The following is a 26,710-nucleotide window of genomic DNA, read 5'->3' as shown; positions in this document are numbered from 1 at the left end:
CGACGGCCCGCCTCCGCACGCGCGGAGGCGGGCCGTCGGCGCCAGGGGGCGACCTGGCGGGTCAGGTTTTCTTCCGTGCCGTCATGGCGCGCTGGATCAGGATGAAGGCGCACAGCAGCACGCCGGTGGCGATCTTCGTCCACCAGGAGCTGAGCGTGCCCTCGAACTGGATGATGCTCTTGATCAGACCGAGCACCAGCACACCGAACAGGGTGCCCAGCACATAGCCGGAGCCGCCGGTCAGCAGCGTGCCGCCGATGACGACCGCGGCGATCGCGTCGAGTTCCATGCCGGTGGCGTGCAGCGGGTCACCGGACTGGATGTACAGGGTGAACAACAGGCCCGCCAGCGCCGAGCAGAAACCGCTCATGGTGTACACGGCGATCTTCGTGCCGCCCTGCGGAAGGCCCATCAGCAAGGCCGACTGTTCGTTGCCGCCGATGGCGTACACCCGGCGTCCGAAGCGGGTGTAGTGCAGGATGTAGAACGCCGCCGCGAGGACGACCAGCGCGACGATGGCTCCCACCGACAAGAACGCCCCGCCCAGCGACACCTGAGCCTGGGCCATGCTGCTCACCGAGGCGTCGCCGATGGAGATCGACTCCTTGCTGATGACCAGGCACAGGCCCCGGAAGAGGAACAGACCGGCGAGGGTCACGATGAAGGGCTGGATCTCGAAGTTGTGGATCACATAGCCCATCAGGAAGCCGCCGAAGGCACCCACGGCCAGTGCCATGGGGATCACGACCAGGATCGGCAGGCCCTGACGCTCCACCAGCCAAGCCGTGAACATGGTGGTGAAGCCGATCACGGAGCCCACGGACAGGTCGATCCCGCCCGACAGGATGACGAAGGTGGCACCGACGGCGGCGACCAGCAGATAGCCGTTGTCGATGAACAGGTTCATGAACACCTGTGTTTCGGCGAACCCGTAGTTCTGATACCGGCTCAGGCCCGCGATGTACATCGCGAGGAAGAGCAGGGCCGTTACCAGGACGGGCAGACGCCGGTCGCCGAGCAGGCGCGCGGCCTTGGACGGGGTACGGCTGTCCGGCGCCGTGGGGCTTTGGGTGGTCGTGCTCATCACGACACCTCCATCTTGGGAGCGGCCTCGGTCGCGGCGGCGGGCTCCGCCGGGGCCGCGGCCGGCTTACCGCCACCCTTCGCACCGAACTTGGCGCCGAGCTTGGTGCCGAAGACCTTGGCGCGGAACTTCGGGGACTGCAGCAGGCAGACGACGATGACGACGGCGGCCTTGAAGACCAGGTTGGTCTGGGTGGGCACACCAATGGTGTAGATCGTGGTGGTCAGGGTCTGGATGACCAGGGCGCCGACCACCGTGCCGCCGATGGAGAACCGGCCGCCCAGAAGCGAGGTACCACCGATCACCACGGCGAGGATCGCGTCGAGTTCGATCCACAGGCCGGCGTTGTTGCCGTCCGCGGCCGAGGTGTTGGAGCTGATCATCAGGCCCGCGATGCCCGCGCACAGCGCGCAGAACACGTACACCATGATCTTGATGCGCAGGGACCGGATACCCACCAGCCGGCTGGCCTCGGCGTTGCCGCCGACCGATTCGACCAGCAGGCCGAGCGCCGTGCGGCGGGTCAGTACCACGGTGACGGCGACGACGGCGGCCACCACGAAGATGGAGAAGGGCAGCGTCAGCCAGTAGCCGCCGCCGATCAGCTTGTACGGCTTGCTGTTGATGGTGATGATCTGGCCGTCGGTGATCAGCTGGGCGACACCGCGGCCGGCGACCATGATGATCAGCGTGGCGATGATCGGCTGGATGCCCATCCTGGCGACCAGGAAGCCGTTCCACAGGCCGCAGATGACCGCGGCCAGCAGTCCGATGCCCATGGCGAGCAGCACCGCCGAGAGGGCGCTCTGGTCGGCCTGGTCGCTGATGTACGAACAGGCCAGGGCTCCGGTGATGGCGACCACGGCACCGACGGACAGGTCGATGCCGCCGGTGGCGATGACCAGGGTCATGCCGACCGCCACCAGGATGAGCGGCGAGCCGAACAGCACGATCGAGACGAGACTGCCGTGGAGGTGGCCGTTCGTCATCCCGACCGAGAAGAAGTCAGGGGTGAAGGGAACGTTGACGAGCAGCAGGACGACCAGGACCGCTACCGGCCAGAAGAGGTTGTGGTGCGTCAGCGCTCGCCATCGGGAAGAGGTGGTCACTGGTGCTCTCCGCTCGCGATGGTCTCCAGGATCCGGCTGGGAGTGATCTCGGGCCCGTTGGCGATCTGCGCCACCAGCCGGCGGTCGCGCAGCACTCCGATGGTGTGACTGAGCCGGAGTACCTCCTCCAGCTCGGCCGCGATGTACAGCACGGACATGCCGTCCTCGGAGAGGGAGACCACGAGCTTCTGGATCTCGGCCTTCGCGCCGACGTCGATGCCGCGCGTGGGCTCGTCCAGGATCAGCAGCTTCGGCTGGGTGATCAGCCAGCGGGCGAGCAGTACCTTCTGCTGGTTGCCGCCGCTGAGCTGGCCGACACGGGCCTCAGGGTTGGCGGGACGGATGTCCAGCGCCTTGATGTACTTCGCGACGAGTTCGTCGCGCTGGGCGACCGGGATGGGCCGGGTCCAGCCGCGCGCCGCCTGCAGGGCGAGGATGATGTTCTCCCGCACCGTCAGATCGGGGACCAGACCCTCGGTCTTGCGGTTCTCCGAGCAGAACGCGACACCGGCGTCGATCCCGTCGTTCGGGGCGCTCATCGAGACCTGCTTGCCGCCGATGGACACCGTGCCGCTGTCCGGCTGGTCGGCGCCGAAGAGCAGCCGGGCGAGTTCGGTCCGGCCGGAGCCGAGCAGGCCGGCCAGTCCGAGGACCTCGCCCTTCTTGATCTCCAGATCGAAGGGGGCGATGCCGCCCGTCCTGCCGAGACCGTCCGCCTGGACCAAGGTCTCGCCGACGTCGGAGTGCAGCTGGTGCTCGTGGAGCCCCTCGAGCTGGTCCAGGGCCTTGCCGATCATGAGCTGGATCAGTCCGACCTGGTCGAGCTCGCTCACCATGTGCTCGCCGACGAGGGTGCCGTTGCGCAGGACCGTCATCCGGTCGCAGATCTCGTAGATCTGGTCGAGGAAGTGGGAGACGAACAGGATCGCGACTCCCTCGTCCCTCAACTGCCGCATCAGGCGGAACAGTTCGAGGACCTCGTCGCGGTCGAGGCTGGACGTCGGCTCGTCCAGGACCAGCACCTTGGTGCCCGATCCCTCGCCGTCACTGTCACCGGTGCCCACCGACCGCACGATCGCGACCAGTTGCTGCACGGCCAGCGGGTACGAGGACAGGGGAGCGGTGACGTCGATGTCGAGGCCGAGCCGGTCGACCAGCTCCGCCGCCTCCTTGCGCATCCGCTTCCACTGGATGCGGCCCGCGCGCGTGGGTTCACGTCCGATGAAGATGTTCTCCGCCACCGACAGGTTGGGGCAGAGATTGACCTCCTGGTAGACCGTGCTGATGCCGGCCTGCTGCGCCTGCAGCGGGCTGGCGATCCGCACGGACTTCCCGTCGAGGGTGATCGTGCCGCCGTCCAGGGAGTAGACCCCCGTCAGCACCTTGATGAGGGTGGACTTCCCCGCACCGTTCTCGCCCATCAGGGCGTGGATCTCGCCGGGGAAGAGCCGGAAGTCGACGCCCGACAGAGCCCGTACCCCCGGAAACTCTTTGACTATGCCCGCCATCTCCAGGACGGGCCGCGGCTCTGCCATGGCAGTGCTCCTCATGCAGTTGGTTCAGGCCCGCAGGGAGCCCCGGGACCGGGGGGCCGGTCGGCCGGGGGCTCCCTGCCAGTGGGTGCGGTCGGTCAGTACTTGCGGGTCGGGAGCGCTTCCTTGGCCTGGTCCTGCATGAAGTCGCTCTCCTTGGTCTTGATCCAGCGCTCGACCGTCTCGCCGTCCTTGACCTTCTTCACGACCTCCATCAGCTGGGGGCCGAGCAGCGGGTTGCACTCGACGATGGCGTTGATCTTGCCCTCGGACATGGCGACGAAGCCGTCCTTCACGCCGTCGACCGTGACGATCAGGATGTCCTTGCCGGGCTTCTTGCCGGCCGCCTCGATGGCCTGGATGGCGCCGATGCCCATGTCGTCGTTGTGCGCGAACAGCACGTCGATGTCCGGGTTGGACTGCAGGAAGGCCGCCATGACCTGCTTGCCGCCGGCGCGGGTGAAGTCACCGGTCTGGCTGACGACGATCTTCCAGTCGTCCTTGTGGTCCGCGTCCATGACCTCCTTGAAGCCCTTGGCGCGCTCGATCGCGGGAGCGGCGCCGGTGGTGCCCTCCAGCTGAGCGATCTTCACGGGGCCCTTGTGGCCGGCCTTCTCGAGGACCTTCTCCAGGATCTTGGCCGCGCGCCGGCCCTCGTCCGTGAAGTCGGAGCCGACCAGGGTCACGAACAGGGACTCGTCGGAGGTCTCGACGGAACGGTCGGTGAGGACGACCGGGATCTTCTTGGCCTTGGCCTCCTTCAGCACCGCGTCCCAGCCGGTGACGACCACCGGCGAGAAGGCTATGACGTCCACCTTCTGGGCGATGAAGCTGCGGATCGCGGAGATCTGGTTCTCCTGCTTCTGCTGCGCGTCGGAGAACTTGAGGGTGTACCCCGCCTCCTTGGCCGCTTCCTTCACCGAGTCGGTGTTGGCGGAACGCCAGCCGCTCTCCGAGCCGACCTGGGAGAAGCCCAGGGTGATCGCCTTGCTGCCGCCCTCGGAGGAGGAGCTGGAGGAGCTGTCGTCCTCCTTGGCGCAGGCCGCCAGGCCGCCCGCAGCCGCAACGCCGACCGCCGCAGTGAGGAAGTTCCGTCTGTTGAGCATGTTTCTTCTCCTTTGAAGAGCCGGTCCGGGGATGGACCCGCTGGTACTCGTTGGGACCGGCCGTACTACGTCCAGCCTGTCGATCATTGTTCGAAATGCCGGTCGCAAGGGTGCAGGGCATGCGACCGGTTGATGCCGCGTCAGCCGGGCGAGCCCCCCGGTTGAGGGGTGTACGGAAACGTACTGGCGCGGACGACCAGTTGGGGTTCGATGGCGATCCGGGGTGTCCCGGAGGGGGCCCGACCCTCGATGAGATCCAGCAACTGGGCGATGCCCTGCTGGCCCACCGCCGAGAAGTCCTGCCGGACGGTGGTGAGCGGCGGAGCGAAGAACTCCGACTCCGGGATGTCGTCGAAGCCGACCACCGCGACGTCCTGGGGAGTTCTGACGCCCGCTTCACGCAGGGCCCGCAACACCCCCAGTGCCATCTGGTCGTTGGCGACGAAGACCGCGGTCAGCCCCCGGCCCACCCAGCCGGCCAGTTCCTGGCCCGCCCGGTAGCCCGACAGCGGACTCCAGTCCCCCCGCAGCGACAACGGCGGCTCGATGCCCGCCGCTTCGAGCGTGGCCCGCCAGCCGGCTTCCCGGTCTGCTGCCTCCTGCCAGTCCTCGGGCCCGGCGAGATGCCAGACCTGGCGGTGGCCGGCGGCCAGCAGATGGCCGGTTGCCAGCCGCGCGCCCAGGTGTTGGTCCACAGCGACGCTGGGGATCTCCACACCGGACCCGCTGCCGACGGTCACCACCGGGAACGGGTGGCGGAGTTCGGCGAGGGCCTCGACCGCCGACCGCTGCGGGGCGATGGCGAGCACCCCCTCCACTCCGCCCTCGCTGAGGTGGTCCAGAGCCTCGGAGAGCTTCTCGACGGTCAGTTTGCGCAGGCTGACCGTGGAGACAAGGTACCCCTCGGCGCGTGCCGCCTCCTCCAGCGCGAACAGCGTGCTGGCCGGGCCGTAGAGGGTGGTGTCGGAAGCGACCACACCCAGGGTCCGGGTGCGCCGAGTGGCCAGGGCTCGCGCCGAGGAGTTGCGGCGGTAGCCCATCTCCTCGATCGCGCGCAGGACTTTGGTGCGGGTCTCCTCCCGCACGTGGGGGTGGTCCCCCAGCACTCGGGAAACCGTCTGGTGGGACACCCCTGCCAGTCGTGCGACGTCGGCCATGGTGGGCGGCCGAAGCTGTGGTTGTGCCATGGCCGCACCTCCTTGGCGGTCGTCGGCGGATGTGATGTGTGAGGTGGCTGGACGGCTCCACGTGCTCGAAGTCATGTCCCCCACCGCGATGACCGACTTGTGCGGGTTGCCGCCGGATGCCTCATGGCATCGGCCATGGAGGCGAGTTGCGGTGCTGTGGACACCATGGTCGTACCTCCCTGGATGTCACTCGGCTGTCGGCTCGTGAATGCGAAGGTCATTGTGAGCGCTAACAATTCATGGTGGTCAAGGGGTCCCGCAGCAGGAAGTCGTCACGTTTGAGTAACGCGACAAAGGCCTTGACGCGCTCGCGTCGCGGGCCTATTTTCGGACCGAAACTTCGAACCGTGTGCGAAATACCGGATGTGAGCGTCAGTGATGGATGGTGGTCGGCGGCCGACTCCACGAGGGGTTTCGATGTGCCGATCCCAACGCGTAGGCGCAGTAGCGCAGTTGCCCCTCACCGGCCCGCCTGGCCCGCCTGGCCCGGCCCGTGAGCATACTGAGGGGCCCGCGCGGTAGCTTGCGCCTCTGAAGGCCCTTCGCGCCACTGGCGCGACACGCCGATTCGCCCGCGATGTGTGCGCGGGCCCGCCACTGTCGGTCGCCGGCAGCAGGGCCGCTGTGGCGGCGCGACTCCATGGCTGCCGAGTCCACGTATCGGTTGTGCGGGCGGGCGGTCCGCCGCGGGTCGTCAGCCGTCGGCGCTCAGCCGTCAGCCGTCAGCCGTCTGTCGTCGGTCGGCGCGACGGTCGGACTGTAGAGCGGTTCGGTCCATCGGGATGAGCCCGGTCGTCGCCCCCGTCTACCCCTCGTCCCTCATCAAAGCCATGGCGCGGCAGCCGGCCCCGGCGCCCGCCGGTGCGTACTGATGCTGTAGCCCTTTCTGGCGCTCGGCGCTCGGCGCCCCGCGCCCCGCAGGCGAATGATCGAAATCGACGTTTCGTAGCCGTATGTCCTTGATGTCTACTTATGGAGTGTTTAGCGTTCTTTGCGCGGAGAGCGGACGCGGGGTCCGATGTCCCGTGCCCACCGGCCCGGAAGCGAGGTGTGGAGCGCGTGCACGCGAAGTCCGGCTTCCGGCCGGTTGCGGGGAAGCGTCGTCCCAAGGGGACGCGACGGCTGCGGATGCTGGCCGTACTGCCCCTGCTGGCGTCGATGCTCGCCGCGTGCGGCGACGACGAGGCCGCCGGCCGGCCCACCTTGAACTGGTACAACTTCCCCGACGACTCCGGCGCGCTCCAGAAGGCGGCCGACCGGTGCAGCCAGGCATCCAACGGCCGCTACACGATCAGCTACAACAAGCTCCCGCGCGCCGCCGACGGCCAGCGTCAGCAGATGGTCCGCAGGCTCGCAGCCGAGGACGACTCGCTCGACATCCTGGGTCTGGATGTCACCTGGGCCGCCGAGTTCGCCGAGGCGCGCTGGATCCGCGAGTGGACCGGAGCGGCGAAGGAGCAGGCCACCGAGGGCACCCTGCGCGTACCGCTGCAGACCTCCACGTGGAAGGACAAGCTGTACGCCGTCCCGTACAACACGAACACCCAGCTGCTGTGGTACCGGAAGGACCTGGTGCCCACCCCGCCCAAGACCTGGTCCGAGATGGTGGACATGGCCAGCGAGCTGGCTCGGCAGGGCAAGCCCCACTACGTGGAGATCCAGGGCGCTCAGTACGAGGGCCTGACCGTCTGGTTCAACACCATGATCAACAGCGCGGGCGGCTCCATCCTCAACCCGAGCGCGACCGAACCCTCCCTCGGCCCTCCTGCCGTAAGGGCCGCAGGACTCATGCGTGACCTGGCGAACTCTCCGGCCGCGGACCCCTCCCTGTCCAACCAGATGGAGGACCAGAACCGCCTCGCCATGGAGTCGGGGGTGGCCGCGTTCGAACTCAATTACCCGTTCGTCTATCCGTCGATGCAGGCGAACAACCCCGAGCTGTTCAAGAACTTCCGGTGGGCGCCGTACCCCCGGGTCGACGCGAACCAGGTGGCGCGGCCCACCATCGGCGGCATCAACCTGGCTGTGAGCGCGTACTCGCGCTACCCCGACCTGGCCTTCGAAGCGGCCCTGTGCCTGCGCAACCGGGAGAACCAGCTCACCGCCGCGGTCGAGGGCGGACTGCCGCCCACCCTGCGCAGCCTGTACGACGAGCCGTCGCTCATCAAGGCGTACCCGTTCGCCGAGGACGTGCTGGCCGCCCTGGAGTCGGCGAGCGTGCGCCCGCTCACTCCGGCGTACCAGAACATCTCGATCGCGATCTCGCACACGCTGTCCCCGCCGTCCGGGATCAAGCCGGAGAGCGCGGTCGACACCATCAGGGAACAGATCGACGAGGCTCTGCGATCCGAGGGCGTGATCCCGTGAACCACCACCTCCCGCACCACCCCGCCGGCCGGCGCCCCCGTGCGCGGGTCTCACTCCCGGGCGGTCCGAGATGAGCATGCAGGCGGAACCGGCCGGAGCCCCGCCGCCCCCGGAAGCGGAGCAGGCGCGGAAGGGGCGTGCGGCGTCGGCGGGCGCGCGGCAGGAGCGGCGGCTCGGCTGGCTGCTGTGCGCGCCGGCCGTCGTCGTCATGCTCGCGGTGACCGCGTACCCCATCGGGTACGCCATCTACCTCTCCCTTCAGCGGTACGACCTGCGCTTCCCGGCGGAGGCGAAGTGGGTGGGCCTGAGCAACTACGGGGCCGTACTGACCTCCCCGTTCTGGTGGGACGCCTTCTGGGTCACGCTGTTCGTCACCGGAGTGTCGGTCGCCATCGAGCTGGTCCTCGGCATGGCGATCGCCATGGTGATGCACCGGGCGATCTTCGGGCGCGGCACCGTCCGCACCATGGTCCTCATCCCGTACGGCATCGTCACCGTGGTCGCCGCCTTCTCCTGGCAGTACGCCTGGACGCCCGAGCTCGGATACCTGGCCGAGCTGCTGCCCAGCGGAGAGGCCCCGCTGACCGAGCAGTGGCCCGCCCTGTGGATCATCGTCCTCGCCGAGGTGTGGAAGACGACCCCGTTCATGGCCCTGCTGCTGCTCGCGGGTCTGGCGCTGGTCCCCGAGGAGACCCTGAAAGCGGCCATGGTGGACGGTGCCAGCGCCTGGCAGCGCTTCATCAGGGTCATCGTTCCGCTGATGAAGCCGGCCATCCTGGTGGCGCTGCTCTTCCGCACACTGGACGCGTTCCGGATCTTCGACAACATCTACATCCTGACCGCGGGCGCCCAGGACACCGGCTCCGTCTCCATCCTCGGCTACGACAACCTGTTCACCGCGCTGAACCTCGGCATCGGCTCGGCGATCTCGGTCCTGATCTTCATCTGTGTCGGGATCATCGCCTTCGCCTTCGTCAAACTGTTCGGCGCGGCCGCACCGGGCGCGGAGGTGAAGCGCTGATGGCCGCCGTAGGGAAGACGCACGCCACCCGGTGGACCGTCATCAACGTGCTGGTGGTGCTGTACGCCCTGTTCCCGGTGTGGTGGATCGCCGCGCTGTCGTTCAAGGACCCCAGCACCCTCACGGACGGCAACTACATCCCCAGGAAGTGGACCTGGGAGAACTACCGCGGCATCTTCGACACCTCCGAATTCACCCGCGCACTGATCAACTCGATCGGTATCGCCCTGATCGCCACGGCGATCGCGGTGGTGCTGGGCACCATGGCCGCCTACGCGGTGGCCAGACTGCGGTTCCCCGGCAAGCGGGTGCTCATCGGTATGTCGCTGCTGATCGCCATGTTCCCGCCGATCTCCCTTGTGTCACCGCTGTTCAACATCGAGCGGATCATCGGGATCTTCGACACCTGGGTCGGGCTGATCATCCCGTACATGACCTTCTCGCTGCCGCTGGCGATCTACACCCTGTCGGCGTTCTTCCGGGAGATCCCCTGGGACCTGGAGAAGGCCGCCAAGGTCGACGGGGCCACGCCCGCGCAGGCCTTCCGCATGGTCATCGCGCCACTGGCCGCGCCGGGCGTGTTCACCACGGCGATCCTCGTCTTCATCTTCTGCTGGAACGACTTCCTCTTCGCGATCTCGCTGACCTCCACCGAGGCCGCGCGGACCGTGCCCGCCGCGATCGCGTTCTTCACCGGGAGTTCGCAGTTCCAGCAGCCCACCGGGTCGATCGCCGCGGCAGCCGTGGTGATCACCATCCCGATCATCATTTTCGTTCTGTTCTTCCAGCGGCGAATCGTCGCCGGACTGACCTCCGGTGCGGTCAAGGGGTGACCGCACCCGGACGTCACGCAAGGCAAGGAGGCACCACCCATGGCTGAGATCATCCTTGAGGGAGTCACCAAGCGCTTTCCCGACGGAGCCCTCGCCGTGAAGGACGTGGACCTCGACATCGCCGATGGCGAGTTCGTGATCCTGGTCGGCCCGTCCGGATGCGGCAAGTCCACCACCCTGAACATGATCGCCGGGCTGGAGGACATCACCGACGGCACCCTGCGCATCGGTGACCGCGTCGTCAACGACCTCGCGCCCAAGGAGCGCGACGTCGCCATGGTGTTCCAGAGCTATGCCCTGTACCCGCACATGAGTGTCCGGGAGAACATGGGCTTCCCGCTGCGCCTGGCGGGAGTGGACAAGGCCACCATCAACACCAAGGTCGAGGAGGCCGCCCGAGTCCTCGATCTGACGGAGCACCTGGACCGCAAGCCCGCGCAGCTCTCGGGCGGTCAGCGCCAGCGGGTGGCCATGGGACGGGCGATCGTCCGCGATCCCAAGGCGTTCCTGATGGACGAGCCGCTGTCCAACCTGGACGCCAAACTCCGGGTGCAGATGCGCACCCAGATCTCCCGGCTGCAACGGCGCCTCGGTACGACGACCGTGTACGTCACCCACGACCAGACCGAGGCGATGACCCTCGGAGACCGGGTCGTGGTGATGCGGCAGGGGCTGGTCCAGCAGATCGGCACGCCCGCGCAGCTCTACGACCTGCCGCGCAACCTCTTCGTCGCGGGCTTCATCGGCTCCCCGGCGATGAACTTCGTGAACGCCACCCTGGAGGGGAACGTCCTGCGCTCGCCCCTGGGTGATCTGCCCGTCGACGACCGTACGCGGCAGTCGCTGGAACGGCAGAACGCGCCCCGTGAGCTCATCGTCGGCCTGCGGCCCGAGGCCTTCGGGGATGTGGCCCTGGCGCCCGACCGAGGCCGTGACGGCCCACTCCTGACCGTCACCGTCGACGTACTGGAGTCGCTGGGCTCCGATGTGTACGTGTACTTCACCGCGGAGGGCGGGCCCGCGACAACCGCCGAACTGGAGGAACTGGCCGCGGACTCGGGGGTGCGCGACACCGGCGCCGGGGGTGCCCAGCACATCGTGGCCCGCCTCGACGCCGCCACGCGTGCCCGCGAGGGCGAACCTCTGGAGCTGCGGGTCGACATGTCCAAGGCGCACGTCTTCGACCCGTCGACCGGAGCGAACCTCACGCACCCCGAGCGCGCCTGAGAATTCAGGAGCTCTGTTTGACACTTGTATAGTTATTAACAGCTGTATATCTTCGGCGTGTGCAACGCAATTCATCGCAGGAGCCCCGAACCCAGGACCGGAGGGTGCAGCGCTCACGCGCCGCGCTGATGGCGGCCGCCGTACGCCTGGTGTCCGAGCGCGGTACGACGGCTCTCCCCGTCACCGACCTCGCCGAGGCGGCGGACGTGAGCCGGCAGCTGGTCTACCTGCAGTTCGGTGACCGTGACGCGCTCCTCGTGGCGGCCGCGGCCGATCTGGTCGAGCGGGAGTTCCTTCCGCTGACCGGCGAGGGCAAGGACACCTTCCAGCAGGTGCTGGCCATGGCACAGCACTTCGCGGAGCACCGGCCCTTCTACCGCGCGATGCTCACCGGATCGTGCGCCTTCGCCATGACCAGGACGCTGAACAGCCTGTTCGGCTCCCTCAACCAGAAGGCCGTACGGCGGCTCTTCGGTGAGCTGGACCAGGAGACGGTGGCGGACCTGGCGGCGTTCGTCGCGGGCGGGACCGGCGCCGTCGTCAACGAATGGCTGATCGACGGCGACGATCCCCTGGATCCCGAGCAGTTGGCGCAACGTCTGCTGCGCCTCTGGGCGGTCTTCGCCGGCAGCTCTCACTCGCCCGCAGACGGAGGTCGCATCCCATGAGCGTGGGCAGTCATCTCATCCAGCGCATATTGCGCCTCCCTCCACCGTCGACGAGGGATCTGGTCGTCGAACGCGGACTGCGCGTGCCGATGCGCGACGGAGCCGTCCTGCTGGCCGACCGCTGGGCACCCAGAAAGGGGGCCCACGGCCTGCCGACCGCGCTTTTGCGCATCCCTTACGGCAGGGAAGGCATGATCGGCGCGCAGATGGTCAGGCCGCTGGCCGAGCGCGGTTACCAGGTCCTGATCCAGAGCACGCGCGGCACGTTCGGTTCCGGAGGCGACTTCGACCCGCTGCGGTGCGAGCGCGAGGACGGGCTGGACACCCTGGACTGGGTGGTCAAGCAGCCCTGGTTCGGCGCGTCACTGGTGCTGTACGGGGGCAGCTATCTCGGCTTCGCCCAGTGGGCGGTGGCCGACCAGCTGCCGCCCCAGGTCAAGGCGATGATCCCGTCGGTGTCCGAGTCGGCCTTCACCCTGGAGTTCCTCCGCAAGGACGGATACTCCCTGGAGGCAACATTCAACTGGGGCGTCCAGGTCGCCGGCCAGGAACGCCGGGGGGCGATGCTGCGTCAGCTGCTGGGGATGCGGCGGCAGCGGCGCGCCCTGCACACGCTGCCGCTCAACCAGGCCGACACCGCCGCCATGGGCCGCAAGTCGGACTACTTCCAGGACTGCCTGGCCCACGACGCCGACACGCCGTACTGGTCGGTCCTCGACCACAGCGAACGGGTGGCCGGCATCACCGTGCCGGTCAGCTCGATCGGTGGCTGGTACGACATCTTCCTGCCCGGCCAACTCCGCGATCATCAGGCACTGCAGGCGGCCGGCCGGCAGGCCCGGCTGACGGTGGGGCCCTGGGCGCACATCTCCATGGGCGTGGGGCGGACGGCGACCGGCGAGGCCCTCGACTTCGGGCTGGCCCACGCCCGGGGCGAGCAGCCGGCCGACCGTGCGCCGGTGCGCCTGTTCGTCATGGGGGAGGGGGCCTGGCGCGACTTCCCGTCCTGGCCGCCGCCGGGATACCCGGCCCAGCGCTTCCACCTCCTCTCCGGTGGCTCCCTGGCCGCCGCCCCGCCCGGCGAGTCGGCCCCGGACGGCTACCGCTACGACCCGGCCGATCCCACCCCGGCGGTCGGCGGAGTCCGCATGGCCATCGGCACCAAGGCGGGCGCCGTGGACAACACCGCGCTGGAAGCAAGGTCCGACGTCCTCACCTACACAACTCCCGTACTGGACAAGGACGTCGAGGTGATCGGCGAGGTGAGCGCGGAGGTCTGGTTCCGCTCCAGCCTGCCGTACGCGGATGTGTTCGTCCGGCTGTGCGACGTCGACGAGAAGGGCCGATCGTTCAACGTGTGCGACGGCCTGGTCGGCCTGACCGGCGCCGACGAGACCTCGTGCGCCACCGTGCGGCTGTGGCCGACGGCGTACCGCTTCAAGCGCGGCCACCGCATCCGGCTTCAGGTCTCCAGCGGCGCGTTCCCCCGCTACAACCGCAATCCCGGCACGGGCGAGCCCCGGGGGACCGCCACCACCTTGCGCGCCGCGGACCAGGAGGTCTTCCACGATCCCGCCCACCCGTCCGCGGTGATCCTGCCCGTCCGGCAACTCTGAGGAGTCAACGATGACCACAGTCGAGTCCCGTGAGCCCCGCGGGTCCGCCGAGCCCGAGGTCCGTACCGCCGCCGGCGCGGTGCGCGGCCGCCGGGAGGACGGCCTGGCCGTGTTCCGCGGTATCCCGTTCGCCGAGCCGCCGGTGGGCGCGGCACGGTTCGCGGCGCCGCGGCCCGTGCGCGCCTGGGACGGGGTGCGGGAGGCGTTCTCCTTCGGCCCGCCGGCCCCGCAGGATTCGGTGATGGCCGGGCGGTCCGGCGGGCCGGAACTGCCGACAGGGGACGACTGGCTGACGGTCAATGTCTGGACCCCGGACCCGGACCCGGCGGCCCGCCGCCCGGTGATGGTGTGGATCCACGGCGGCGCCTACAAGCTCGGCTTCTCCGGCAGCCCCGGCTACGACGCCCGGCACATCGCCCACGAAGGCGACCTCGTCGTGGTCACCCTCAACTACCGGCTCGGCATCGAGGGGTTCACGCACATCGACGGGGCGCCCGCCAATCGCGGCCTGCTCGACCAGATCGCCGCCCTGGAGTGGGTACGGGAGAACATAGCGGCCTTCGGCGGCGACCCCGACCAGGTCACCGTCGTCGGGGAATCGGCCGGCGCCGGATCCATCGCCGCGCTGCTGGCCATGCCGGGCGCGGCGGGGCTGTTCGGGCGGGCCATCGCGCAGAGCGTGCCGGGTACGTTCCTCTCCGACGCAGTGGCCCGGGACGTCGCCACCGCCATCGCCGCCGAGCTGGGGCTGCGCCCGACGGTCGAGGACCTGTCCGGGGTGGACCCACGGCAACTGCCCGCGGCCGGGGAGGCGTTGAGCCCCAAGATGCGTCAGTACGAGGACCGCTGGGGACGGCTCGCACACACGCTGAATCCCTTCTCACCCGTGGTCGACGGCGAGGTGCTGCCGACCACTCCCTGGCAGGCGCTGGCCGATGGCGCGGCGCGGGACATCGAGCTGATAGTCGGTCACAACCAGGACGAGTTCCGGCTGTTCGTCGCACTCTCCGGGCAACTCGGGAAGATCGGCGACGAACAGGCGGCGCGGGCGCTGCGCGTGTTCGGCCCGGCGCCGGACGGCGAGCGCGCCTACCGCGAGGCCTTCCCGGAGGCTTCGGCGGCAGAGCTGTACGAACTGGTCCAGTCCGACTGGCTGTTCCGTATGCCCGTGCTGCACCTGGCCGATGCCCAGGTCGCAGGCGGCGGTCGCGCGCACGTGTACGAGCTGACCTGGCAGACCCCGGGCAGCTCAGGCGCGCTGGGCGCCTGCCACGGCCTGGACGGGCCGCTGCTGTTCGGGACCCTCGACGCCCACCTCGGCCCGGTGCTGCTCGGCCCCGAACCCTCCTCCGAGGCCCGGGCGCTGTCGGCCCGCTTCCGCTCGGCCTGGACCGCCTTCGCCGCCACTGGCGACCCGGGCTGGCCCGCGTACGACACCCAGCGCCGTACGGTCCAGATCTTCGACGCGGACCCGCGGGTGGCCCCCTACCCGGAGGAGACCTCCCGGAGCCTCTGGCAGGACCACACCTTCGGGGCCCTGCCGCTGTCGAACGCGTAGCGCCGAAGCGTGAGCGGTGCGTGGGTCAGGACGTGGGCAGCCAGACGCGCATGCTGCCGTTCTGCCGGTTGGCCCACGCGTAGTAGGGGATCGCCGTCAGTGCGACCTGCTCGTCCGTCGCCGGAGCGGCGTCGTGGGCGGTGTCCTCGGCGGGGCGGTAGGGCCACCAGCCGGCGTCGGGGATGTGCCGGCGGTGGCCGGTGGCCACGACGGTGGTGACACCGCCGAGCAGGTCGGGACGGTGCCGCTCGGCCAGCGGGCGCGTGGTGTCGAGGACGATGCCGTCCAGGCCCGTGCCGGGGTGGTCCACCTGTTCCAGGCAGTACACGAGCGGGCCGCGTTCGATCGCCACACAGCCGCGCACCGCGTCCACCCGGGGGTCGGCCGCGGTGAGCCGGGGTTCGAGGCCGAGCTCCAGCACCACCTCGTCGCCCGGAGCCCAGGTGCGCTCCCATCGCAGCCAGCCGTCGGTCACCGGGGCGTCCGACTGGTCGTACGTCTCGGTGCCGCAGCGGACCCGGTACGCGCGGCACCACTGCGGGATCCGCAAGGACAAAGTCCAGGGCCGGTCGCGTGGACTCTCGTCGACGGTGAAGGCGACGGTGCCCTGCCACGGGTAGTCGGTGTGGGCGCTCACAGCGACGGGGAGGCCGTCGAGGTCGCCCCGGTAGCTGCCGGTGACGTACTGGTGGATCTGCAGGCCGCGCGCGTCGCTGGAGGCGAGGTAGTGCTGAAGTGCGGCCAGTAGGCGCATGACGTTCGGGGGACAGCAGGCGCAGCTGAACCAGCGGGTGCGCCGGGCCGACTGATCGCCACCGGAGTCGGTGTGACCGTCCCGGACCTGCAGGGGGTTGACGTAGAGCCAGCTCTCTCCGTCCAGGGAGACGCCGGCGAGGAAGCCGTTGAACAAGGTGCGTTCGATCAGGTCGCTGTAGCGGGCCTCGCCGGTGAGCAGGGCCATGCGCCAGCTCCACTGGATCGAGGCGATGGCGGCGCAAGTCTCGCAGTAGGCACGTTCGTTGGGCAGCTCGAACGGGTCGCCGAAGTCCTCCCTGGCGTGATGCGCGCCGAGCCCACCGGTCAGATGCGTCTTGGTGGTGGTCATCGCCTGCCACAACCGCTCGCAGGCGGCGAGCAGTTCGGCGTCGCCCGTCTCGGCGGCCAGGTCGGCCGCGCCCGCCAGGAGATAGAGCTGGCGTACGGCGTGTCCTTCGACGGTGTCCGCGGAGCGCAGCGGCACGCGGTCCTGGGAGTACGCTTGGCCGCCGAGCTTGCCGTGGCCGTAGCAGTCGACGAAGTAGCCCGCGAGATCCAGGTAGCGCTGCTCCCCGGTCTCCCGGTACAGCTCGACCAGGGCGGTCTCGATCTCGGGGTGGCCGTCGACGCCGTCGATGGGCTTCCCACTGCCGGGGGGACCGAAGACTGAGTCGATGTGATCGGCGAACCGGCGTGCGACATCGAGAAGTTCGTCGCGTCCGGTGGACCGGTGGTGGGCCACCGCCGCCTGGATCAGATGCCCCGCGCAGTACAGCTCGTGGCCCCAGCGCAGATCCTGGTAGCGCTCGCCGCCCCGGCGGACCTGGAACCAGGTGTTCAGGTACCCGTCGCTCTGCTGAGCCTCGGTGACGAGGGAGATGATCCGGTGCACATCCGCGGCGAGTCTGCGCCCCTCGGGGCCTTCCTCTCCGGGCACCGCCTGGGCGAGTTGCCAGGAGGCGGCCTCCAGCCATTTGTAGACGTCCGAGTCCACGAAGGGGAAGTCGCCCTGGTATTCGCCCTGCGCGGTGCCCGCCACCAGGCGCAGGTTGTGCAGGTTTCCCGCGGACTCCAGCAGACCGGGGCCCTGCGGCACCGAAGTGCGTGCGTTGACCTCGCGGCGCGTGTGCCAGAAGCCCGCGTGCACCTCGGCGGTGGCGGGGTGCAGCGTGACCTGCGCGTCACGGCCGGGGCGGACCGGGCCGGCGGCCGACTGGGCGGGGCGTGAGTGAGGCATGTGTCTCCGAAGGGTTTGCGGGCGTGTCACGACATCTTGGCCTCGGCGCTGTTACCAGGCAGCCAGCGAGCCGTCGGTGTTGCGCCACACGGGATTGCGCCAGCGGTGCCCGCGTTCGGCGGCCGCACGCACCGCGTCCTCGTCGATGGTGATGCCCAGGCCGGGTTCGGTCAGGCGGTCGATGTAGCCGTCGCGGAATGTGAAGGGCTCGGTGTCGACGAGATAGTCCAGCAGCCCGCTGCTGTCGCCGTACCCGATGCCGAGCGCCTGCTCCTGGATGAGGAAGTTGGGGATCGCGAAGTCCNCCGATGCCGAGCGCCTGCTCCTGGATGAGGAAGTTGGGGATCGCGAAGTCCAGTTGCAGGCTGGCGGCCAGCGCGATCGGGCCGAGCGGGCAGTGCGGTGCGACCAGGACGTCGTACGTCTCGGCCATCGCCGCGATCCGCCGGGTCTCGGAGATCCCCCCGGCATGGCTGATGTCCGGCTGGGCCACCGCGATCCCGTCCGAGAGGACGGACCGGAAGTCCCAGCGGGAGTAGAGCCGTTCGCCGGTGGCGATGGGAATCGAGGTGGACCGCACCACGGCGCCGAGGTCCTGGGAGAACTCCGGCAGCACCGGTTCCTCCACGAACATGGGCAGCAGCGGCTCGAGCAGCGGCAGTACGCGACGGGACATCGCCCCGCTGAAGCGGCCGTGGAAGTCCAGCGCCAGATCACACTCCGGGCCGATGGCCTCGCGCACCGCCGTCACCCCGTCCACGATGGCGTGAATCGCGGCAGGCGTGTCGAGCGGCTCCAGCTGCCCGCAGGGGTTGAGCTTGACGGCGGTCAGGCCCTTGGCGACCTGCTCGGCGGCCGACTCGCCCAGCTTCTGCGGGTTCTCCCCGCCGACCCAGCCGTAGATGCGCACCCGGTCGCGCACATGGCCGCCGAGCAGTTGGTGCACGGGGACGCCGTGGGTCTTGCCGGCGATGTCCCACAGGGCCTGGTCGATGCCGGCCAGGGCGCTGTTGAGTACGACGCCCCCGCGGTAGAAGCCGCCCTTGGCGAGCATCTGCCAGTGCTCCTCGATGCGGGCGGGGTCCTGCCCCACGAGATGGTCGAACATCTCCTCGACGCAACGGGCGACGGTGTGCGCCTTGCCCTCGACGATGGGCTCTCCCCAGCCGGAAATGCCCTCGTCGGTGTCGATGCGCAGGAAGAGCCAGCGCGGTTCGACGAGGAAGAGTTCGTATCCAGTGATCTTCACGAGGCGGACCTCCGGGGCCTGGCGCACGGCCCGGGGGCCGACGGCTGCGGGAGATGAGAAGCGAGGGCTGGTGGGGGAGTGGGGGCGGCGGCCGGCGGTGGGACAGCGGCTTCGGGCCGGCGGCTACGGGGTGATGGCGGCAGGGGGAAGCGCGATCGGCTACTCGTGGGAGCTGATGCTGCGGCCGCCGTCCACGAGGAGGTTGTGGCCCGTGATGAAGGAGGCGTCATCGGAGGCGAGTAAAGCGACGGCGGCCGCGATGTCCTCGGGGGTCCCGAGCCTGCCGGCCGGTGTCCGTGCGATGGTTTCGGCACGGTACTCCGGTGACACATGCGCCCACAGGGCCGTGTCCACCGCCCCGGGCACGACGGCGTTGAACCTGATCCGCCCGCCGTATTCCACGGCGAGTTGGCGGACCAGGGCGCTGATCCCGCCCTTGGCCGCCGCGTACGCGGGGAAGCCCTTGAATCCGATGGCCGCGTGCACGGACGAGGTGATGACCACGGCGCCCCGGGCGGCCGTGAGCAGGGGCACCGTGGCCCGGACACCGAAGAAGACAGAGTCGAGGGCGAGCCGCAGCTGGCCGTGCCATGAGGCGTCGTCCAGTTCGTGCGCCGCTCCGGGCAGGTTCCGGCCGGCGTTGAGATGCAGTACGTCGAGGTGCCCGGTCCAGGAGGCGGTCTCCTCGACGGCGGCCGCCCACTCGTCCGGCGAGGTGACGTCGAGCCGGTGGTCCCGGGCCTGACCGCCGCCCGCGCGGATCTCCTCGGCCACCCGGTGAGCACCCTCGGCGTCCGCGTCGGTGACGACCACACGCGCCCCCTCGGCGGCCAGGCGGTGCGCGGTCGCCTCTCCGATCCCGGAGGCGGCCGCGGTGAGCAGGGCCGTGCGGCCGGTGATGCGTGCCGGCGCGGCGGCGGTCATGGTGATTCTCCGGGTCCTGCCGTGGAGCGGCGCAGTACGAGGCGTGGTTCGGTGGGTACGACGACGTCTCCCGATGGCCCTCCTTCGATGGTGGCCACCAGGGCGTCCACGGCCGCGGTCCCCAGTTCGTACAGCGGCATCGCCACCGTGGTCAGCGGGGGGTGGAGGTGCCCGGCGACGGGCAGGTCGTCGTTGCCGATGACGGAAATGTCCTCCGGGATCCGCAGGCCGAGGTCCCGGATCGCGGCCATGGCGCCGATCGCCTGGGCAAGCGAACTGGTGTAGATCGCGGTGATCGGCCGGCGCCCGGCGCCGTCGGCCGGACGCAGCAGTTCCCGCGTCGCGGACACGCCGCCGTCCTCCGTGAAGTCCCCGGACGCGACCGGCGCGGCGGACAGCCCGAGCTCCCCGGCATGCCGGAGGAACGCCTGCTTGCGGACCTCGCTGGGGGCTATGCCGGGCGGGCCCGCGACATGACCGACCGCACGGTGGCCGAGGCTGTGGAGGTGGTCGAGGGCGGTGACGCTGGAACGGGCCACATCCATGGTGACGTTGCGGCCTGATCCCTCCACCGACCGGTTGAGGAAGACATGCGGGACCCGGCTGCGGCTCAGGGCGTCCAGCAACGGGTGACCGGGACGGGCGGAGGCGATGAGCAGTCCGTCGACCCGTCCCGCCTGCACCAGCTCGTTGAAGGACTCGTCGGCTTCATGCCCGTCGAAGTCCTCGGCCAGCAGGGAGAGATAGCCCAGTTCGCGAGCCCGCTGGTAGGCGCCGCGCGCGATGGTGACGTACGTGGGGTTGGCGAGGGCGGGGACCAGCAGGGCCAGGGCGTGAGTGCCGGCGCCGGCGAGGGCACGCGCCCCCGAGTGGGGGCGGTACTCCAGCGTTTCGGCGGCCTCGTGGACACGCCGCCGGGTCTCCGGCCTGACGGACAGGTCCTGCCGGTCGTTGAGCACCTTGGACACGGTGGCCTTGGAGACCCCGGCCGCCCGTGCGACGTCCACCAGCCTGGCCCTGACGGGCTGTTCCGGCACCTGTTCCCCTCTCTTGACACCTTCTGGCGCCGCAACCTAACGTTCGCCGCAGCTTCAGTCAACCGGTTTCCTAGGTCGTGCATAAGCGATACGGATGGGCAGAGGCGAAAGAAACGAACCAACCGCTCATACCTCACTTGTCGGGGAAAGCCACCGACGGGTGAGGTGTGTCCTGGAGCGCTCCGGAAGGTTTCATATGGCCGACCATCAGGACACCCTCATGTTCCCCGCGGTGGTGGGGCCATGACGGAGCGTCCTGCCCTCACCCCGCAACTGGGCCGGACCCGGGTCATGGCCATCCTCCGGTCGGCCGACGCCTCGGGACTGCCCGCCGCGGCCCGGGCCCTCGCCGCCGGTGGCATCACCTGCCTGGAGGTGACCCTCACGACCTCGGGCGCGCTCGACGCCGTGGCCGCCATCCAGGAGGATCTCGGTCCCGAGGTGGCGGTCGGAGCCGGCACCGTGATCACCACCGGTCAGGCCCGGGACGCGCTGGCGGCCGGTGCCGGGTTCCTGGTGGCACCCGTGGTGGACATCGATGTCATCCGCGGCGCCGCCGAGAGAGGCGTCCCGTGCTACCCGGGCGCCTGGACGCCGACCGAGGTGTCCGCCGCCTGGCAGGCGGGCGCCGCGGCGGTCAAGCTGTTCCCGGCGAGCACCGGAGGCCCCGCTCACCTGCGCCAGTTGAAGGCTCCCCTGCCGGAGATACCACTCATAGCCGTCGGCGGAGTCGGCCTCGACCAGGCGCGGGGCTACCTCGAAGCGGGCGCCCGTGCCGTGGGCATCGGCTCCCCGCTGCTGCGCGGAGCGGACCGCAACCCGGACCCGGCGGCCCTGGAGTCCCTCACCGTCAGGGCGCGTACGGTGCTGGAGGCGGTCGGCGCCACCGCGTGGGCCGAGGAGGCGGGGCGGTGAGCGGTCCGTCTCAGCAGCGCCCCTCTCAGGAGCGCCCCTCTCAGGAGCGCCCGTCTCAGCAACGCCCGTCTCAGGAGCGCCGTCTCGTGACCGTCGGCGAGGTCCTCGCGGTCCTGGCCGCACCGGATCCCGGACCGCTGGCCCTCGGCGCCGGGCTGCGCCTCGGGCTCGCCGGAGCGGAGTCGAACGTCGCCGTCGGGGTCAGCCGCCTCGGAGGATCCGCCACCTGGATCGGCCGCGTCGGCGAGGACGAACTCGGCGAACTCGTCCTCCGCGAACTCCGGGCGGAAGGGGTCACCACCGTCGCCGTCCGGGACCCCGCCCCCACGTCACTCCTGCTGAAGGAACGACGTACCTCCACCCACAGCCGTACGCGCTACTACCGCACCCACACGGCCGGTTCCCGGCTGTCCGCCGAGGACATCCCCGAGCACATCGTGGCCTCCGCGGCGGTCCTGCACATCACCGGGATCACTCCGGCGCTCGGTGAGGGCCCCGCCCAGGCCGTCACCCGGGCCGTGGACCTCGCCGTCGAGGCCGGAGCCACGGTCTCCCTGGACATCAACTTCCGCTTCCTGCTGTGGAACGAGGCCGACGCCAGGCGCACCTTGCTGCCCCTGCTGCGCAGAAGCGACCTCGTCTTCGCGGGCCCCCACGAGGCCCGGCTCGCGGTGCCCGACGCGGACGAACCGGAGGAACTCGCCCAGGGCATCTGCGATCTCGGGCCCGACGGGGCCGTGATCAAACTGGGCGCCGAGGGAGCCTATGCCCTCCTCGACGGTCAGGAGTACCGGCAGCCCGCCGTGCCGGTCCAGGTGCACGACACCGTGGGAGCGGGGGACGCGTTCGCCGCCGGGTATCTGGCCGAACTGCTCGCGGGCGAACCCCCGGAGCGGCGGCTGAGGACTGCGGCTCTGCTCGGCGCGTTCGCGGTCAGCACCACCGGTGACTGGGAGGGGCTGCCACGCCGCTCCGAGCTGGGACTGCTGGACCACCACGATGACATCGTCCGCTGAATTCAAGGAACTTCCATGTCCACGCGTTCCTCCGCCGACGGCATCCTCGTCCTCACCGGCTCCTACACCCCGGACACCGGTGGTGACGGCGCCGGGCTCGCCGCCCTGCGGCTCGACGCGGCGGCAGGCCACCTGGCGTACGAGAGGCGTCTGCCGCCGGTGCCCGTCAGCGGAGCCTCCTTCCTGGCGGCGCACCCTTCCCTGGACGTCGTCTACAGCACGAACGAGACCGACCCCGGAACCGTCAGTGCCGTCGCCCGGCAGAGCGACGGTGCTCTGACCCCGCTGGGAGCACCGGTCGGCACCGGCGGCGCGAACCCCTGCCATCTCACCGTCCACCCCGGTGGGGGCTGGCTGCTGACCGCGAACTACGGGAGCGACACCGCGCCCGGCAGCGTGTCCGTCCACCGGCTCGACGCGGACGGGCAGGTCGGCGAACTGACCGACGTCGCCATCCACGAGGGATCCGGTCCGGTCGCCGGACGGCAGGAGGGCAGCCACGCCCATCAGGTCCTCGTCGATCCGGCGGGCCGCTTCGTGCTGGCCACCGACCTGGGGGCGGACGCGGTGTTCGCATACCGGCTCGACACCTGGTCCGGGACGCTGAAGCAGACCGCGGTGAGCCTGTTGCGCGCGGGAAGCGGTCCTCGTCATCTCGCGTTCGCGCCCGGCGGTGAGCTGGTGTTCAGCGCGAACGAGCTGTCGTCGACCGTCACCTGCCACCGCTATGACGCCGAGACGGGCATGCTGGCCGCGCTCTCCACCGTGCCCGCCACAGAGGCCGGGGACGTCATCAACCAGCCCGGTGGAATCGTCGCCTCGCCCTGCGGGCGCTTCGTGTGGGTGAGCAACCGCGGCGCGGACACGGTGGCCGCGTTCCTGGTCACCGGCACCGCGCTGGAACCGATCGGCGAGATCCCCAGCGGCGGCACGTGGCCGCGTGGCCTGACCCTGGCGGCCGGGCATCTGCTCGTCGCCAACCAGCACAGCGGCACCGTCGCCGCGCTGCGCGTCCTGGACGGGGGACACCTCCAGCAGGCCGGCCCGGCCGCATCCGTTCCCTCGGTCGTCTGCGCGCTCGTCCTCTGACAGTCCTCTCATCTCAGTCCCGCGAACCCGTCGTCGTACGTCACGAAAGCCGTACGCGATCAAAGGCGTACGCCATGAAAGGCAGTCATGTCCGACCCAGGCACGACCCCCGCACGGTTCACCCTCGACTCGGCCTTCGGTATCGGCGCCGTCAACCCCCGGCTGTACGGATCGTTCGTCGAGCACCTGGGCCGCTGTGTCTACACCGGCATTCATGAACCGGGCCATCCGGCGGCCGATGCCGACGGCCTGCGCCAGGACGTCCTCGAACTGGTCAGGGAGCTGGGCGTCACCACTGTCCGCTACCCGGGCGGCAACTTCGTCTCCGGCTACCGCTGGGAGGACAGCGTGGGACCGCGCGAGCAGCGCCCGGTCCGGCTGGACCTCGCCTGGCGGTCCACCGAGACCAATGAGTTCGGCCTCCACGAGTTCATGGATTTCTGCCGCAAGACCGGTACGGAGCCCATGATGGCCGTCAACCTCGGCACCCGTGGGGTGGAGGACGCGCTGCGGCTTCTGGAGTACGCCAACCACCGGGGCGGCACCGAGCTGTCCGACCTGCGTGTCGCCCACGGCGCCAAGGATCCGTACGACATCCGGATGTGGTGCCTGGGCAACGAGATGGACGGCCCCTGGCAGACCGGTCACAAGACGGCCGAGGAGTACGGGCGGCTCGCCGCCGAGACCGCCCGCGCCATGCGGATGATCGACCCCGGCCTCGAACTGGTCGCCTGCGGCAGCTCGTCCTCCTCCATGCCGACCTTCGGCTCCTGGGAGGCGACCGTCCTGGAAGCCGCCTACGACCTGGTCGACTACGTCTCGCTGCACGCCTATTACGAAGAGATCGACGGCGACCGGGACTCCTTCCTCGCCTCCGCCGTCGACATGGAGCACTTCATCGACTCCGTGGTCGCCACCTGCGATCACGTCGGCGCCCGGCTCAAGTCCAAGAAGCGCGTCAACCTCTCCTTCGACGAGTGGAACGTCTGGTACCAGGCCCGTTTCCATGCCGCGACCCCGCCGGACTGGGACAAGGCGCCCCGGTTGCTGGAGGACGGCTACTCGGTCACCGACGCCGTGGTCTTCGGCTCCCTGCTCATCGCGCTGCTCCGGCACGCCGACCGGGTCACCGCAGCATCGCTCGCCCAGCTCGTCAACGTCATCGCGCCGATCATGACCGAGCCCGGCGGGCCCGCCTGGCGGCAGACGACGTTCTTCCCCTTCGCCCAGGCCTCCCGGTACGGGCGCGGGCGGGTGCTGCGCGTCGAGGTGGACAGCCCCCTGTACACCACCGCCCGGTTCGGTGAGGTGCCGCTGCTGCACGCCACCGCCGTGGCCGACGACGAGACCGGTGACGTCACTGTCTTCGCCGTCAACCGTGGCCAGGACGCCGCCCTGCCGCTGGAGATCGACCTGCGGGGAGTCGACGCCCGCGCCGTGGCGGAGCACCTGGTCCTGTCCGACGCCGATGCCGAGGCCCGGAACACCCTGGACGACCCCGAGCGCGTCACCCCGCACGCCGCGGCCGGCACCACGGTCACGGGCGGGGTCCTGCGCGCCGAACTCGAGCCCTGCTCCTGGAACATGATCCGTCTGTCGCGCGCACAGAGCTGACGGACGATCAGGGCCGACGTGTCGGGACGCGTACTGGACCGAGCATGCGTGCCATGTCGGGATGAGCGGGGGGGGGGGAGAGAGGGAACCCCCGGGGCAGAGGCGTAACGACCGGTCGGTAACCTGCCGGGCATGACTACTGCCGCCCTCGAGCCGCGCGCCGGTCGACGCTGTCACAACCCGCTCAACTCCCTGCACGCGACGCACTACTTCTCGCCCGATCTGGGACGGGAGGTGGGTGCTCTCGGGATCACCCACCCCAAGGCCGTGAACTTCGCTGTACGGGCGGCCGCGCTGGGGCCGGTCGGGGCGGGCGCGGTGACGGCGACCTTCTACAACTACAAGCACGACCTCGTGGCCCGGCACGTGCCCGCGGTGTGGTCGATCGCCACCCCCGCGGACGTGCTCGCGGCACGCACGCGTGCCGTCGACGCGACCCTGCGGCGGCTGCTGGGAGAGGAGGCCGTGGCGTCCGCGGAGATGGCGGAGGCCGCGCGGCTGGCGTTGCGCGCCGCCGAAGCCTGTGGGCGCAGCGCCCGGCCGCTGTACTCGGCGCACGCCGACCTTCCCGTCCCCGACGAGCCGCACCTCGCGTACTGGCACGGGGCGACGCTGCTGCGCGAGCACCGGGGGGACGGGCACCTGGCCGTGCTGATGTCCGCGGGCCTCGACGGGCTGGAGGCGATGGTGACCCACACCGCCACGGGCAAGGGCATGACACCGAAGTGGGTGGCGACCACCCGTGGCTGGACCCAGGACGACTGGAATGCGGCGACGGCCCGACTGCGGGACCGCGGGCTGCTGGACAGCACCGGCGAACTCACCGAGCGAGGCGTCGCGCTCCGCGAGGACATCGAGCAGGAGACCGACCGCCTGGACCGGGCTCCGTACGAGCACCTCGGCCCGGAGGGCGTGGCACGCCTGACGGCCCTCGGGACGACGTTCGCCCAGGCCGCGGTGGCCGCGGGGGCGTTTCCGGCGGATTTGATCGGCAAGCGGTGACGCTGCTGGCCGGGACCGCTCGGCAGAGAGGCTGGAAGCTGCGGGACCTGAACGGCACCGGGTGGTGCGGAGAGCCGGTCAGGACCTGATCTGCATGGGAACGACACGGGGAAATGATGGGGCTTTGGTCGGCAGGGCCGTGTGGACGGGCGCCGACCGCTGGGCCCGATACTCGGCTCGACGCGGCCGGCCGACACCAGGAACTGCCTGCCGGGGTACCGCTGCCTGGTGGATTCCGGTGGCGCCCGGTGATGGCGGGGGCGACAGCAGTCTGTGACGGGGGACCGGCGGGCAGCCCCAGCACGGCGGGGCGACAGCAGGACGGCAGGCATCCATAACGCCAGGACGGCAGGCATCCATAACGCGGGCTGGCAGCAGCCCGCAACGCGGCGCGGGTGGCAGTCGGGCGGCTGGGCGCAGCCGGGGTTCTGCCGGGCGGGCGCGTACGGCACGTGCTGACGCGGCGCGGGGCTGCGCCGGCACTGCGCCGTGCGCTGCGGCGTCTACAACGGCCACGCCGACGCCGTGGACCTATCAGGTAGAAGAGTCTTCGGACCGGGTCA

At 70.0% G+C, this 26,710-nt stretch carries 20 protein-coding genes and 2 pseudogenes; 12 read left to right on the top strand and 10 right to left on the bottom strand.

What is annotated here, in order from left to right; translation table 11 throughout:
- Positions 1-61: 61 nt before the first annotated feature.
- The 5 genes from yjfF to FGD71_RS11435 form a co-directional block, all read right to left on the bottom strand.
- Positions 62-1,084, bottom strand: coding sequence for a galactofuranose ABC transporter, permease protein YjfF (gene yjfF, locus FGD71_RS11455; RefSeq protein ID WP_119100297.1), 1,023 nt, complete (start codon positions 1,082-1,084; stop codon positions 62-64).
- Complete coding sequence (locus tag FGD71_RS11450; RefSeq protein ID WP_119100296.1) at positions 1,084-2,193, bottom strand: ABC transporter permease; 1,110 nt, start codon at positions 2,191-2,193, stop codon at positions 1,084-1,086. The genes yjfF and FGD71_RS11450 overlap by 1 nt, the downstream gene beginning before the upstream one ends.
- On the bottom strand, positions 2,190-3,728 hold the full coding sequence (locus FGD71_RS11445; protein ID WP_119100295.1) for a sugar ABC transporter ATP-binding protein: 1,539 nt from the start codon (positions 3,726-3,728) through the stop codon (positions 2,190-2,192). Before FGD71_RS11445 ends, FGD71_RS11450 begins: the two co-directional genes overlap by 4 nt.
- A gap of 95 nt (positions 3,729-3,823) precedes the next feature.
- Complete coding sequence (locus tag FGD71_RS11440; RefSeq protein ID WP_119100294.1) at positions 3,824-4,831, bottom strand: ABC transporter substrate-binding protein; 1,008 nt, start codon at positions 4,829-4,831, stop codon at positions 3,824-3,826.
- A gap of 140 nt (positions 4,832-4,971) precedes the next feature.
- Entirely contained in the window at positions 4,972-6,018 is a 1,047-nt protein-coding gene (locus tag FGD71_RS11435) for a LacI family DNA-binding transcriptional regulator (protein ID WP_119100293.1), read from the bottom strand.
- A gap of 1,059 nt (positions 6,019-7,077) precedes the next feature.
- On the opposite strand from FGD71_RS11435, the gene FGD71_RS11430 reads away from it, so the two are divergent.
- The 7 genes from FGD71_RS11430 to FGD71_RS11400 all read left to right on the top strand — a co-directional run bounded on the left by FGD71_RS11430 (position 7,078) and on the right by FGD71_RS11400 (position 15,308).
- Positions 7,078-8,385, top strand: a complete 1,308-nt coding sequence (locus FGD71_RS11430) for an ABC transporter substrate-binding protein (protein WP_240436530.1) — start codon at positions 7,078-7,080, stop codon at positions 8,383-8,385.
- A 70-nt stretch (positions 8,386-8,455) separates the two neighbouring features.
- Positions 8,456-9,406: a carbohydrate ABC transporter permease gene (locus FGD71_RS11425; protein ID WP_119100292.1), complete on the top strand. Its 951-nt coding sequence runs from the start codon at positions 8,456-8,458 to the stop codon at positions 9,404-9,406.
- The gene (locus FGD71_RS11420; protein ID WP_119100291.1) at positions 9,406-10,239 is read left to right on the top strand and encodes a carbohydrate ABC transporter permease; all 834 of its coding nucleotides are present in this window, start codon (positions 9,406-9,408) and stop codon (positions 10,237-10,239) included. The genes FGD71_RS11425 and FGD71_RS11420 overlap by 1 nt, the downstream gene beginning before the upstream one ends.
- Positions 10,240-10,278: 39 nt before the next feature.
- Positions 10,279-11,466 carry an ABC transporter ATP-binding protein gene (locus FGD71_RS11415; protein ID WP_119100290.1) on the top strand — a complete coding sequence of 396 codons (1,188 nt, stop codon included), beginning with the start codon at positions 10,279-10,281 and terminating at the stop codon, positions 11,464-11,466.
- Between the two features lie 104 nt (positions 11,467-11,570).
- A complete protein-coding gene (locus tag FGD71_RS11410; RefSeq protein WP_240436529.1) occupies positions 11,571-12,134 on the top strand; it encodes a TetR/AcrR family transcriptional regulator in 564 nt (187 codons plus the stop codon).
- Entirely contained in the window at positions 12,131-13,750 is a 1,620-nt protein-coding gene (locus FGD71_RS11405) for a CocE/NonD family hydrolase (RefSeq protein WP_119100289.1), read from the top strand. The genes FGD71_RS11410 and FGD71_RS11405 overlap by 4 nt, the downstream gene beginning before the upstream one ends.
- Positions 13,751-13,760: 10 nt before the next feature.
- Complete coding sequence (locus FGD71_RS11400; RefSeq protein WP_119100288.1) at positions 13,761-15,308, top strand: carboxylesterase/lipase family protein; 1,548 nt, start codon at positions 13,761-13,763, stop codon at positions 15,306-15,308.
- 25 nt (positions 15,309-15,333) lie between these two features.
- Here FGD71_RS11400 and FGD71_RS11395 read toward each other — a convergent pair whose 3' ends face one another.
- From FGD71_RS11395 to FGD71_RS11380, 5 genes and pseudogenes are all read right to left on the bottom strand, one after another.
- A complete protein-coding gene (locus FGD71_RS11395) occupies positions 15,334-17,301 on the bottom strand; it encodes a glycoside hydrolase family 127 protein (RefSeq protein WP_119100287.1) in 1,968 nt (655 codons plus the stop codon).
- 51 nt (positions 17,302-17,352) lie between these two features.
- Positions 17,353-17,605, bottom strand: a pseudogene (locus FGD71_RS48745) (enolase C-terminal domain-like protein); the annotation flags it as partial.
- A gap of 1 nt (position 17,606) precedes the next feature.
- A pseudogene (dgoD, locus tag FGD71_RS11390) lies at positions 17,607-18,550 on the bottom strand (galactonate dehydratase); the annotation flags it as partial.
- 159 nt (positions 18,551-18,709) lie between these two features.
- Positions 18,710-19,474, bottom strand: coding sequence for an SDR family NAD(P)-dependent oxidoreductase (locus FGD71_RS11385; RefSeq protein WP_119100285.1), 765 nt, complete (start codon positions 19,472-19,474; stop codon positions 18,710-18,712).
- On the bottom strand, positions 19,471-20,511 hold the full coding sequence (locus tag FGD71_RS11380) for a LacI family DNA-binding transcriptional regulator (RefSeq protein WP_119100284.1): 1,041 nt from the start codon (positions 20,509-20,511) through the stop codon (positions 19,471-19,473). The genes FGD71_RS11385 and FGD71_RS11380 overlap by 4 nt, the downstream gene beginning before the upstream one ends.
- A gap of 243 nt (positions 20,512-20,754) precedes the next feature.
- Between FGD71_RS11380 and FGD71_RS11375 the strand changes: the two genes are divergently transcribed.
- The 5 genes from FGD71_RS11375 to FGD71_RS11355 all read left to right on the top strand — a co-directional run bounded on the left by FGD71_RS11375 (position 20,755) and on the right by FGD71_RS11355 (position 26,147).
- Positions 20,755-21,426 (top strand): bifunctional 4-hydroxy-2-oxoglutarate aldolase/2-dehydro-3-deoxy-phosphogluconate aldolase, encoded by a 672-nt coding sequence (locus FGD71_RS11375; RefSeq protein WP_119100283.1) that lies wholly within the window; start codon positions 20,755-20,757, stop codon positions 21,424-21,426.
- Positions 21,427-21,512: 86 nt separating this feature from the next.
- On the top strand, positions 21,513-22,442 hold the full coding sequence (locus FGD71_RS11370) for a sugar kinase (RefSeq protein ID WP_162931097.1): 930 nt from the start codon (positions 21,513-21,515) through the stop codon (positions 22,440-22,442).
- A 15-nt stretch (positions 22,443-22,457) separates the two neighbouring features.
- A complete protein-coding gene (locus FGD71_RS11365) occupies positions 22,458-23,531 on the top strand; it encodes a lactonase family protein (protein ID WP_119100281.1) in 1,074 nt (357 codons plus the stop codon).
- A gap of 87 nt (positions 23,532-23,618) precedes the next feature.
- Positions 23,619-25,145, top strand: a complete 1,527-nt coding sequence (gene arfA / locus FGD71_RS11360) for an arabinosylfuranosidase ArfA (RefSeq protein WP_119100280.1) — start codon at positions 23,619-23,621, stop codon at positions 25,143-25,145.
- A 132-nt stretch (positions 25,146-25,277) separates the two neighbouring features.
- A complete protein-coding gene (locus FGD71_RS11355; protein WP_162931096.1) occupies positions 25,278-26,147 on the top strand; it encodes an SCO6745 family protein in 870 nt (289 codons plus the stop codon).
- Positions 26,148-26,710 lie beyond the last annotated feature (563 nt).

It is taken from the genome of Streptomyces sporangiiformans (assembly GCF_005768555.2).
GTDB lineage: Bacteria > Actinomycetota > Actinomycetes > Streptomycetales > Streptomycetaceae > Streptomyces > Streptomyces sporangiiformans.
This window is presented reverse-complemented; position numbering and strand designations above follow the sequence as displayed.

What these genes read in the sequence shown, in the direction of transcription:
- yjfF (WP_119100297.1), bottom strand. Translation starts at nt 1,084, where the DNA reads ATGAGCACGACCACCCAAAGCCCCACGGCGCCGGACAGCCGTACCCCG.
- FGD71_RS11445 (WP_119100295.1), bottom strand. Translation starts at nt 3,728, where the DNA reads ATGGCAGAGCCGCGGCCCGTCCTGGAGATGGCGGGCATAGTCAAAGAG.
- FGD71_RS11440 (WP_119100294.1), bottom strand. Translation starts at nt 4,831, where the DNA reads ATGCTCAACAGACGGAACTTCCTCACTGCGGCGGTCGGCGTTGCGGCT.
- FGD71_RS11435 (WP_119100293.1), bottom strand. Translation starts at nt 6,018, where the DNA reads ATGGCACAACCACAGCTTCGGCCGCCCACCATGGCCGACGTCGCACGA.
- FGD71_RS11425 (WP_119100292.1), top strand. Translation starts at nt 8,456, where the DNA reads ATGAGCATGCAGGCGGAACCGGCCGGAGCCCCGCCGCCCCCGGAAGCG.
- FGD71_RS11420 (WP_119100291.1), top strand. Translation starts at nt 9,406, where the DNA reads ATGGCCGCCGTAGGGAAGACGCACGCCACCCGGTGGACCGTCATCAAC.
- FGD71_RS11415 (WP_119100290.1), top strand. Translation starts at nt 10,279, where the DNA reads ATGGCTGAGATCATCCTTGAGGGAGTCACCAAGCGCTTTCCCGACGGA.
- FGD71_RS11405 (WP_119100289.1), top strand. Translation starts at nt 12,131, where the DNA reads ATGAGCGTGGGCAGTCATCTCATCCAGCGCATATTGCGCCTCCCTCCA.
- FGD71_RS11400 (WP_119100288.1), top strand. Translation starts at nt 13,761, where the DNA reads ATGACCACAGTCGAGTCCCGTGAGCCCCGCGGGTCCGCCGAGCCCGAG.
- FGD71_RS11395 (WP_119100287.1), bottom strand. Translation starts at nt 17,301, where the DNA reads ATGCCTCACTCACGCCCCGCCCAGTCGGCCGCCGGCCCGGTCCGCCCC.
- FGD71_RS11385 (WP_119100285.1), bottom strand. Translation starts at nt 19,474, where the DNA reads ATGACCGCCGCCGCGCCGGCACGCATCACCGGCCGCACGGCCCTGCTC.
- FGD71_RS11375 (WP_119100283.1), top strand. Translation starts at nt 20,755, where the DNA reads ATGACGGAGCGTCCTGCCCTCACCCCGCAACTGGGCCGGACCCGGGTC.
- FGD71_RS11365 (WP_119100281.1), top strand. Translation starts at nt 22,458, where the DNA reads ATGTCCACGCGTTCCTCCGCCGACGGCATCCTCGTCCTCACCGGCTCC.
- arfA (WP_119100280.1), top strand. Translation starts at nt 23,619, where the DNA reads ATGTCCGACCCAGGCACGACCCCCGCACGGTTCACCCTCGACTCGGCC.
- FGD71_RS11355 (WP_162931096.1), top strand. Translation starts at nt 25,278, where the DNA reads ATGACTACTGCCGCCCTCGAGCCGCGCGCCGGTCGACGCTGTCACAAC.